We start from the raw sequence: 9,877 nt of genomic DNA, 5'->3' as shown, positions 1-9,877 counted from the left end.
GTCACCGCAGAACGCAGTGCTACAGAATGCAGTGCTACAGAACGCGGCGTTACAGAACGCAGCATCGCGGGACGCAGCTGCGCAGACCGAGACCATTGGCCACCCGATTCGGACTTTCGTCATCACCGGCGTCGCCATGTTCATGGCGCAGCTCGACAACCTGGTGGTGACCACGGCACTGCCGTCGATCCAGAGGTCGCTGCACGCCGGGCTCCAGGGCCTGCAATGGACGATCTCTGCTTACACGCTGACCTTCGCCGTCTTCCTGCTGACCGGGTCCACACTCGGCGACCGATTCGGTCGGCGTCGGCTGTTCTCACTCGGGCTGAGCCTGTTCACCGGCGCGTCCGTCGTCTCCGCGCTCGCGCCCAACATCGGCGTTCTGGTCGCCGCGCGTGCCGCGCAGGGGATCGGCGGCGCGATCGTCGTCCCGCTCACGCTCACGATCCTGTCGGCCGCGGTACGGCCCGACCGGCGTGGACTGGCGATCGGCGGCTGGAGCGCGCTTGGCGGGCTGGCCGTGGCGCTCGGGCCGGTCATCGGCGGGGCGGTGGTCGAGGGCGCGTCGTGGCAGTGGATCTTCTGGCTGAACGTGCCGATCGGTTTGGTCATCGTGCCGCTGTCCCGGGTCTGGCTGACCGAGAGCCGCGGCCCGGCCCAGCGGCTGGACCTGATCGGCAACGCGCTGGTGAGCGTGGGCCTGTTCGGCATCGTGCTCGGCCTGATCCGCGGCGGCTCCATCGGCTGGACCAGCCCCGTGGTGCTCGGCGGCTTCGTGCTCGGCGCGCTCGCGCTGGCCGGATTCGTGCTGCGCGAGGCGCGCACCGACCACCCGATGCTGCCGCTGCGGCTGCTGCGCGGCCGGTCCTTCCCGCTGATCAACGTCGCCTCGCTGCTGATGTTCTTCGGGATGTTCGGCTCGGTCTTCTTCCTGGTGCAGACCTTCCAGCTGATCTGGGGATACTCGCCGCTGGCCTCAGGCGCGCGGATGCTGCCGTGGACCGCGATGCCGATGGTCATCGCGCCGATCGCGGGCATCTTGTCGGACCGGATCAGCGGCCGGTCGATCGCGGCGGTCGGGCTGCTGTTGCAGGCCGGCGCGCTGGCTTGGCTGGCCGACGTGATCGCGGTCGGCACGCCGTACAGCCGCCTGCTGCCCGGCCTGGTACTCGGCGGCATCGGCAACGCGCTCTTCTTCGCGCCGATCGCCAACCTGGTGCTCGGCTCGGTGCGGCGGCACGAGGAGGGCGTCGCGTCGGGCGTGAACAACGCGATCCGCGAACTCGGCGGCGTGCTCGGCATCGCGGTGATGGGCGCGATCTTCACGGCGCGCGGCGGCTACGGACCGACCCGGACGCTCACGGCCGGCCAGCACTTCATCGACAGGCTTCAGCCCGCCGTGTGGACGGGAGCCGGGGTTCTGGTGGTCGCGTCGCTCGCCATGTGGCTGGTGCCGAGCCGCCGCAAGCAGTTTGACGCGGCGTAAGTTTCAGGTGGTCGGTAAGTTTCAAAGTTTCACAGAACACTGCGAAGGCCGGTCCCGGGGTTTCCCGCCGGGACCGGCCTTCGCGGCGTGGCTGCGTGATTGTGGTGATTGTGTGGCGCGTTACGCGTTACTCATTGCCTTACTCATTGCCCGTTAGGTACTACTTCGCCTCGACTAGCAGCGCTTGAATCCTGGAGACGCCCTCGGCCAGATCGTCGTCCCCGAGCGCGTACGACAGGCGCAGATAACCGGACGGGCCGAACGCCTCGCCGGGCACCACGGCCACCTCGACCTCGTCCAGGATCACCGCGGCCAACTCCGCAGAGGTGCTCACCAGCGTGCCGCGGATCTCCTTGCCCAGCACGCCCTTCACCGACGGGTACGCGTAGAACGCGCCGAGTGGCTCGGGGCAGTCCACGCCCTCGATCTCGTTGAGCATCTTCACGATCGTCTGCCGGCGCCGGTCGAAGGCCGCGCGCATCTCGTGCACCGCGGACAGATCGCCCGACACCGCCGTGAGCGCCGCGACCTGCGCCACGTTCGAGACGTTCGAGGTGGCGTGCGACTGGAGGTTGGTCGCGGCCTTCACCACGTCGGCAGGCCCGGCCAGCCAGCCGACCCGCCAGCCGGTCATCGCGTACGTCTTCGCCACGCCGTTCACCACGACGCAGCGGTCCGCCAGCGACGGCACCGCGTGCAGGATCGAGACGAACTCGGCGTCCCCGTAGACCAGGTGCTCGTAGATCTCGTCGGTCAGCACCCACAGCCCGTGTTCGTCGGCCCAGCGGCCCATCTCGGCGACCTGCGCGGGGGAGTACACCGCGCCGGTCGGGTTCGACGGCGATACGAACAGCAGCACCTTGGTGCGCGGCGTGCGCGCCGCCTCAAGCTGGGCCACCGTCACCAGGTAGCCGGCGTCCTCGTTGGCCAGGACCTCGACCGGCACACCGCCGGCCAGCCGGATCGACTCGGGGTAGGTCGTCCAGAACGGCGTCGGCACCAGCACCTCGTCGCCCGGGTCGAGCAGCGTGGCGAAGGCGTTGTAGATGGCCTGCTTGCCACCGTTGGTGACCAGGATCTGTCCCGGCTCGAACCGTACCTTCGAGTCGCGCTGCGTCTTCGCCGCGATCGCCGCCTTGAGCTCCGGCAGCCCTCCGGCCGGGGTGTAGCGGTGGTACTTGGGCTGGCGCGCCGCGGCGGCCGCCGCCTCGACGATGTAGTCCGGGGTCGGGAAGTCGGGCTCGCCGGCGCCGAAACCGATCACCGGACGCCCGGCCGCCTTGAGGGCCTTGGCCTTGGCGTCGACGGCGAGGGTCGCGGACTCGGCGATCGAGCCGATCCGGTGCGAGATGCGCGGGAACGGGGTCGGGGCGGTGGCGTCGGTGCTCATCGGAAGCTGTGCTCCAGCTGTTGTCGTTGCTTGTCCTTGCTGCTGCTCTAGTGCGCCGCGGTCGACGTCGGCCGACGACGCGGTACATGGTGTCACTTCCGTACCGCTGCCCGCAGTCGCGTTTCGCCGTTTCGGCACCGTCGCCCGGCTTCGGGTGAGGCTACTCATTCGACTCGGTGACGCGGTACCGTCTAGACTTCCGTTGTCCTCGCCGAGGTCCGCGCCCCAGGTGCGGCACGGTGTGCATAGGGTCGTAGCTCAATTGGCAGAGCACCGGTCTCCAAAACCGGGGGTTGGGGGTTCAAGTCCCTCCGGCCCTGCACGATGAACAGCGAAAAGGCACCTACTCACGTGAGTGGGTGCCTTTCTCGTCTCGGTTATGGTCGTCAACCGGTTTCGGAATCGGGCTCATCCCGTGTGTGCAGGGCTGCCTGACGTGAGCGGTACGTGTCCGTGCCGCCCATGTCCGCCACGATGAATGAGCACGCGGCGCACGCGTCCCTTCCGCGTTGCGCGAACCAGCGGCATTCCCTGCGGATCGAGCACGACGGCAACGGTGCACCGTCGTGCTGAAGCGCCTGTGTGGCGTCTGCTGCCAAGTCGGCGACGGCGCACCGGCTTCCGGTCCACTGCGGGCATCCGCCCTCGACACACGCCCCGGCGAACCGGAACCGCCGCTGCGCACTGCCCTCGGAGCGCGCCTTCGCGACGAACTCCGCGTCGACCTCGACCGGGGGATTGACATAGGCCAACCGCCCGCTGGTCGTCATGATCCCTAGCAGCAACGAGCCCTCATCGCACGTACTGCTCGGACAGGTTCTGCCGGATCTCCCCGCGTCGCTCGCCGACCCGCCCGCCATGCTTCGCGCCCTATTCGCCGGATCGGGACGGGTTCGAGGGCAGCGGGCCTGGTCTGCTCCCGAGTTCTTCCGCGAACTCGATGACCGCGGGAATGCCGATCCAGTGCTGGATCAGCGACTCGTTGAAGACGGCGGGGGCGGTCGCCGCCTCGGGCGGCACGGCGTTTCCGAGTTCCGCCGCTGCGGCGAGTGCGACAGCGCGCCCTACCCGCTTGCGTACCTCCTCCGAGAGCTCGACATCCGTCACTACGAACGAGAACTCGTACCGCGCCATCGCGAACCCCTCACACAGAAGGAATATACTGACTACGGAGAGTATCTAACACCGTCGGCCACCGTCCGCAATGTGGCGCGCACTGGCGTTCCAGGACCTGCCCGCGTGGTAGCCTTCATGCCTCAAGTGCAGGTCGCGCGCCTGGAACCGGGCAACGTGCGACCGTTCGGCCAACTCAAAACCGGGGGTCGGGAGCGCAAATCCCTCCGGCCCCGCACGCGCAGATCTCAGCCGCGCCAAGGCCACCTTCACAGCAGAAGGTGGCCTTGGCGCGGCTCGCGTCGTACGCTTTGCGGTGCATGGCGCAACTCATACGGATGATCAGGGTGAGGTAGCAGGTGAGCCAGACGCGCAGCGACGCCGAGGACCTGGACGGGGTCCCCGAGGCGATCGAGCCGCAGGACGCGGACGAGCTGAAGGCCGCCGGGGCCACCAAGACCAAGAAATCCCGGGCGGAGCGCAAGACGGACACGGCGTCCGGCAAGGCGAAGGCCAAGGCCAAGGCGACGCCGGAGCGTAAGGTGCAGCGCAAGAAGCGGACCTCGCCCGCGCTGTTCTACCGGCAGATCGTCACCGAGCTGCGCAAAGTGGTCTGGTCCACCCGCAGCGAGCTGTTCACGTACACCGCGGTGGTGATCGTCTTCGTGCTGGTCATCATCGGGGTCGTGGCGGCGATCGACTTCGGTCTGAGCCGCGCCGTGCAGGCGGTCTTCGGCTGATCGACGCCTCGCCGGTCCCGATCCCACGGACCGTAGCGGCCGCGTCGCCCGTCTCGGCGGTTCGTGTCCTTCGCACCGGCTAGTCTGGACGCAGTGAGGTGTGGCGCCGGCGCGCTGTGGCGTTGCCCGCGCCCCACGGTGCAGAGGCGAGCAGAGGAAGAAGAGGCCGCAGTGTCCGACATGACCGAATCGGCGGAGTCCGACGAGCCGGACGCCTTCGCGGGCGGCTCCGCGTTTGGCGCCGACGACGAACCCGTCGCGACCGCGCAGGCCACGGAGTTCGATGCCGACGAGCTCGACGGCGACGTGCCCGAGCCGGGGTTGCCGACCGGCCTCGACGAGTTCCGCGAGGCGCTGCGCCGCGCACCCGGCGACTGGTACGTCGTGCACTCCTACGCCGGCTACGAGAACCGGGTGAAGCAGAACCTGGAGACCCGCATCCAGTCCCTCAACATGGAGGATTTCATCTTCCAGATCGAGGTGCCGATGGAGGAGGCCGTCGAGGTCAAGAACGGCCAGCGCAAGAAGGTCAAGCGCAACAAGTTCCCCGGCTATGTGCTGGTGCGGATGGACCTGACCCCGGACTCCTGGGGCGCGGTGCGCAACACCCCCGGCGTGACCGGCTTCGTCGGCAACGCCCACGAGCCGTTCCCGCTGACCACCGACGAGGTCGCCAAGATCCTGATGGCCGACCAGCCGCAGGCGGACGGCGCGCCGAAGCCCCCGATCGAGGTGAAGGTGCTGGACTTCGAGGTCGGCGACTCGGTCACGGTGATCGACGGCCCGTTCGCCACCCTCCAGGCCACCATCAACGAGATCAACGCGGACTCGCAGAAGGTCAAGGGTCTGGTGGAGATCTTCGGCCGGGAGACCCCGGTGGAGCTGTCGTTCAGCCAGATCCAGAAAAACTAGCGCTGTCAGAAGAACCAGCACTGTCAGAAGAGCTAGTACCGTCAGGAGAATCAGCTCGGCCGGAAGAAATCAGCACGGCTGGAAGAGTCGGCCGGAAGAACCAGCACATTCGCGAGCAACGTCCTACGCGTCGGCCCCGATCATCGTTTTGGTCGGGGCCGACGGCGTCGGGTAGCCTTGTCAGCTGTGCCGTAACCCCTTTCAGACGCCTGGCGAGGCGTCGGGGTATCTGTGTGCCACTGACCACGGCATCCCAACCAATGTGAGTTAAGGACCCGGAGCATGCCTCCCAAGAAGAAGCTCGCAGCGATCATCAAGCTGCAAATCAAGGCCGGTATGGCGAACCCGGCTCCGCCGGTCGGCCCCGCGCTGGGCCAGCACGGCGTGAACATCATGGAGTTCTGCAAGCAGTACAACGCGGCCACCGAGGCACAGCGCGGGCAGATCGTCCCGGTGGAGATCTCGGTCTTCGAGGACCGTTCCTTCACCTTCGTCACCAAGACCCCGCCGGCCGCCCGGCTCATCCTCAAGGCTGCCGGCCTGGACAAGGGCAGCGCGGTCCCGCACAAGACCAAGGTCGGCGTGCTGACCCGGGCCCAGGTGCGCGAGATCGCGCAGATGAAGATGGAGGACCTGAACGCCAACGACATCGACGCGGCGGCGAAGATCATCGCCGGCACCGCGCGGTCGATGGGTGTCACGGTCCAGGACTGACGCAGCACGACCGGCCCAGTACGACTGACCCAGTACGAACGCCGCCTCGCGGCGAACCCGTGGCAGGGCCCTGCGCGGCCCATCCGACCACGAACTCCGACTGACCGATCCGGGAGCTTTTCTCATGCAGCGCAGCAAGAACTACAAGGCCGCCTCGGCGACCGTCGACCGCGACTCGCTCTACAGCCCGCTCGAAGCGGTGCGGCTGGCGAGGTCCACCTCGAAGGTGAAGTTCGACGCGACCGTCGAGGTCGCCCTCCGGCTCGGGGTCGACCCCCGCAAGGCCGACCAGATGGTCCGCTCGACCGTCATCCTCCCGCACGGCACCGGTAAGACCGCCCGGGTCCTGGTCTTCGCCACCGGTGACCGTGCCGAGGCGGCGCGCGCGGCGGGCGCCGACCACGTCGGCGCCGACGAGCTGATCGACCGGGTGGCCAAGGGCTTCCTCGACTTCGACGCGGTCGTCGCCACGCCGGACCTGATGGGCAAGGTCGGCCGGCTCGGCCGGGTGCTCGGCCCGCGCGGCCTGATGCCGAACCCGAAGACCGGCACCGTGACGCCGGACGTGGCGAAGGCGGTCAACGAGATCAAGGGCGGCAAGATCGAGTTCCGGGTGGACCGGCACTCGAACCTGCACCTGATCATCGGCAAGACCTCGTTCACCGACGAGCAGCTGGTGGAGAACTACGCCGCCGCGCTGGACGAGGTGCTGCGGGTCAAGCCGTCCGCCGCCAAGGGCAAGTACCTGAAGAAGGTCACCTTCACCACGACCATGGGCCCCGGCATCCCGGTGGACCCGAACCGCACCCGCGCCATGCTCGTCGAGGAAGACGCCTGACGGGCGAGCTGAGGGTGCTCTGAGCACCGAACCGGCCCCGCGACGCGCCCACATGTCGGCGTGGCGTGGGGCCGTTCCCGTTGGGGCACGCTTCCCGGCCTCTACGGGCGGATATCCGGGTCCCGTAACAGTCCCCTGCGGACAGGCCTGTGGACGCCGCCTTCGTCCGTACTCTGGCGTAGCGTGGTTCTCGAACCGGTGAGGGGGCGTGCCCCTCACCCTGGGAGGGTTTCGGGCTCATGTACAGGAGAATCGGCCTCATCGCCGGGGGCGTGGCCGTCGCACTCGCCGCAGTGGCGGGGTGCAGCACCAACAGCACGACGAGCAACGGGGGCTCGAACGGGAGCGGGGCCGGCGCCGCCCTGAACATCTCCCCGGCCGCGTTCATCAAGTCCGCGCTGACCAAGACTTCGGATTACAAGACTGTGCACGTCACCGGAACCATATCCGGCGGCACCCTCAACGCGACCATGGACGCGCACGAGCAGTTCAGTCCGAGCATCGCGATGTCGATGACGCTGAGCAGTTCCGCGCTGAACGTCACCGAGATCCTCGTCGGCGACACGATCTACATGAAGATCCCGCAGCTGTCCGGCGAACTCGGCGGCAAGACGTGGGTGAAGATCGACCTGTCCGCCATGGGCTCGCTCGGGTCCGCCTTCGAGTCGATGACCAATTCGGCCAAGAGCATGGACCCGACCCAGCAGCTCCAACTGCTGCTGGCCTCGGGCGACCTGCGCAAGGTGGGCACCGAGACGGTCGACGGGGTCCAGGCGGTGCACTACGCGGGCACGGTGGACGCCGCGACCTTCGTCAACAGCGCGGCGGCGACCGCGAACCTGACGCCGGATCAGATCTCCCAGCTCAAGTCGCTTCTGAAGGCCGGCGGGGTCACCACCGAGAGCGTGGACCTCTGGGCGGCCTCCGACGGCCTGCCGGTGCGCGAGAAGGTGGCCACGAACACCTCCATGGGCGCGGTGACCGTGGACCTGCACATGTCGGACTGGGGCAAGCCGGTGTCGGTCAGCGCCCCGCCCGCCGACCAAGTCGGCGACATGTCCTCGATGCTGGGGAACCTGGGCAGCCTCGGCAGCGCCGGCTGAGCCGCGACACCTGATCCACGGCGCCTGGTCCGACCTGGCTGAGAGCCGGGCACGGCGCGCCCGGCCGGGACCGAGAACGTTCGATTTGGTCCCGGCCGGGCGGTCGCGTACTCTGAACGCAATCCAATGACCGCTGGTCGCGCCAGCCTGCCGGTTCGCCCCGGACGGGATGGCTGCCGAAGGTCCTGCACCGCGTGCCGGGAGCTCGTTCCCGGACCGCGTTCGCAGGCGGCCCGCGCAGGTGTGTGGAGTGGTTCCTCGCGTCAGGCCGCCGTCGGCCACGGTCGGCTGTGGTTCGACGCGGTTCGCCCCGTGCGCTTGCGCCGGGGCTTTTCCGTCTGGTGAGACATCGCCGTTCGCGGCGGGGCGGACCTTCTGCGAGACCGGCGGCCGACAACCGACCGTCCCGGAAGGAGGGCCATGGCGAAGGCTGAGCGTCAGGCCGCCGTCGAGGAGATCACGGAGCACTTCCGTGGGTCCAGCGCGGCACTGCTCACCGAGTATCGCGGGCTCACCGTGAAGCAGCTCAAGGAGCTGCGTCGCTCCCTGGGCGCGGACACGCAGTACGCCGTCGTGAAGAACACCCTGACCAAGCGGGCCGCGTCCGCGGCCGGAATCGCCGGTCTGGACGAGCTGCTGGCCGGACCGTCCGCCATCGCCTTCATCAAGGGCGACCCGGTGGAGGCGGCCAAGGGGCTGCGCGACTTCGCGAAGGCCAACCCGCTGCTGGTGATCAAGGGCGGGGTGATGGACGGCAAGCCGCTGTCCGCCGCCGAGGTAGCCAAGCTCGCCGACCTGGAGTCGCGCGAGGTCCTGCTGGCCAAGGCGGCCGGCGCGATGAAGGCGACGCTGGCGAACGCCGCGGCGCTGTTCCAGGCGCCGCTGACCCAGTTCGCCCGCACCGCGGACGCACTGCGCGCCAAGGCCGAGGAGCAGCAGGGCGGCGCCGCGTCCGCATCGGGGTCCGACACGGCAGTGTCCGACGCCGACACCGTCGTGTCCGACGCGCCCGCCGAGTAGCGAGCAGCGAGTAGCAGTCCCCGCCCCCACCCGTCTTTCTGTTTCACCGAAAGGAAGTCGCCACCATGGCGAAGCTCAGCAACGCGGAGCTCATCGACGCGTTCAAGGAACTGACCCTCATCGAGCTGTCCGAGTTCGTCAAACTGTTCGAAGAGACCTTCGACGTGAAGGCCGCCGCCCCGGCCGCCATCGCCGTCGCCGGCCCGGCCGGCCCGGCCGACGCCGCGCCCGAGGCGGAGGAGCAGGACGAGTTCGACGTCATCATCGAGTCGGCCGGCGACAAGAAGATCCAGGTCATCAAGGTCGTGCGCGAGCTCACCTCCCTGGGCCTCAAGGAGGCCAAGGACCTGGTCGACGGTGCGCCGAAGCCGCTGCTCGAGAAGGTCAACAAGGAGGCCGCTGACAAGGCCGCCGAGGCCCTCAAGGCTGCCGGTGCGGCCGTCGAGGTCAAGTAAGACCTTTCGCGCCTAGCGCGAGCGTTCTGCCGAACCGGGGCGATCACTCTTTGGAGTGATCGCCCCGGTTTGTTTATGTCCGGAACGGTCCGTTTCAGGCCATCTG

General features: G+C 68.4%; 11 protein-coding genes and 1 tRNA gene. 9 read left to right on the top strand and 3 right to left on the bottom strand.

Annotated elements, in window-relative coordinates:
• Positions 1-136 precede the first annotated feature (136 nt).
• Entirely contained in the window at positions 137-1,486 is a 1,350-nt protein-coding gene (locus tag VGS97_RS26465; RefSeq protein WP_414641839.1) for an MFS transporter, read from the top strand.
• 160 nt (positions 1,487-1,646) lie between these two features.
• Here VGS97_RS26465 and VGS97_RS26460 read toward each other — a convergent pair whose 3' ends face one another.
• Positions 1,647-2,876, bottom strand: a complete 1,230-nt coding sequence (locus VGS97_RS26460; RefSeq protein ID WP_326856375.1) for a pyridoxal phosphate-dependent aminotransferase — start codon at positions 2,874-2,876, stop codon at positions 1,647-1,649.
• A gap of 247 nt (positions 2,877-3,123) precedes the next feature.
• Between VGS97_RS26460 and VGS97_RS26455 the strand changes: the two genes are divergently transcribed.
• Positions 3,124-3,196 (top strand) — tRNA-Trp (locus VGS97_RS26455).
• A gap of 66 nt (positions 3,197-3,262) precedes the next feature.
• On the opposite strand, the gene VGS97_RS26450 is transcribed toward VGS97_RS26455, so the two are convergent.
• The gene (locus VGS97_RS26450; RefSeq protein WP_326856374.1) at positions 3,263-3,646 is read right to left on the bottom strand and encodes a hypothetical protein; all 384 of its coding nucleotides are present in this window, start codon (positions 3,644-3,646) and stop codon (positions 3,263-3,265) included.
• A 100-nt stretch (positions 3,647-3,746) separates the two neighbouring features.
• A complete protein-coding gene (locus tag VGS97_RS26445; protein ID WP_326856373.1) occupies positions 3,747-4,010 on the bottom strand; it encodes a hypothetical protein in 264 nt (87 codons plus the stop codon).
• A 521-nt stretch (positions 4,011-4,531) separates the two neighbouring features.
• Here VGS97_RS26445 and secE point away from each other — a divergent pair.
• The 7 genes from secE to rplL all read left to right on the top strand — a co-directional run bounded on the left by secE (position 4,532) and on the right by rplL (position 9,771).
• Entirely contained in the window at positions 4,532-4,729 is a 198-nt protein-coding gene (secE, locus tag VGS97_RS29865) for a preprotein translocase subunit SecE (protein ID WP_414641838.1), read from the top strand.
• A 180-nt stretch (positions 4,730-4,909) separates the two neighbouring features.
• Positions 4,910-5,641 (top strand): transcription termination/antitermination protein NusG, encoded by a 732-nt coding sequence (nusG, locus tag VGS97_RS26435; RefSeq protein ID WP_349262270.1) that lies wholly within the window; start codon positions 4,910-4,912, stop codon positions 5,639-5,641.
• A 282-nt stretch (positions 5,642-5,923) separates the two neighbouring features.
• Positions 5,924-6,355 (top strand): 50S ribosomal protein L11, encoded by a 432-nt coding sequence (rplK, locus tag VGS97_RS26430; protein WP_326856371.1) that lies wholly within the window; start codon positions 5,924-5,926, stop codon positions 6,353-6,355.
• A 124-nt stretch (positions 6,356-6,479) separates the two neighbouring features.
• Positions 6,480-7,193 carry a 50S ribosomal protein L1 gene (rplA, locus tag VGS97_RS26425; RefSeq protein ID WP_326856370.1) on the top strand — a complete coding sequence of 238 codons (714 nt, stop codon included), beginning with the start codon at positions 6,480-6,482 and terminating at the stop codon, positions 7,191-7,193.
• Positions 7,194-7,432: 239 nt separating this feature from the next.
• Positions 7,433-8,296 carry an LppX_LprAFG lipoprotein gene (locus tag VGS97_RS26420; protein WP_326856369.1) on the top strand — a complete coding sequence of 288 codons (864 nt, stop codon included), beginning with the start codon at positions 7,433-7,435 and terminating at the stop codon, positions 8,294-8,296.
• A gap of 420 nt (positions 8,297-8,716) precedes the next feature.
• Complete coding sequence (rplJ, locus tag VGS97_RS26415; protein WP_326856368.1) at positions 8,717-9,316, top strand: 50S ribosomal protein L10; 600 nt, start codon at positions 8,717-8,719, stop codon at positions 9,314-9,316.
• Between the two features lie 65 nt (positions 9,317-9,381).
• Positions 9,382-9,771: a 50S ribosomal protein L7/L12 gene (gene rplL, locus VGS97_RS26410; protein WP_326856367.1), complete on the top strand. Its 390-nt coding sequence runs from the start codon at positions 9,382-9,384 to the stop codon at positions 9,769-9,771.
• Positions 9,772-9,877: the final 106 nt, after the last annotated feature.

Source organism: Actinocrinis sp. (assembly GCF_035946395.1).
Taxonomy (GTDB): domain Bacteria; phylum Actinomycetota; class Actinomycetes; order Streptomycetales; family Catenulisporaceae; genus Actinocrinis.
The sequence above is the reverse complement of the archived record's forward strand: the minus strand, read 5'-3'. Positions and strand labels throughout refer to the sequence as shown.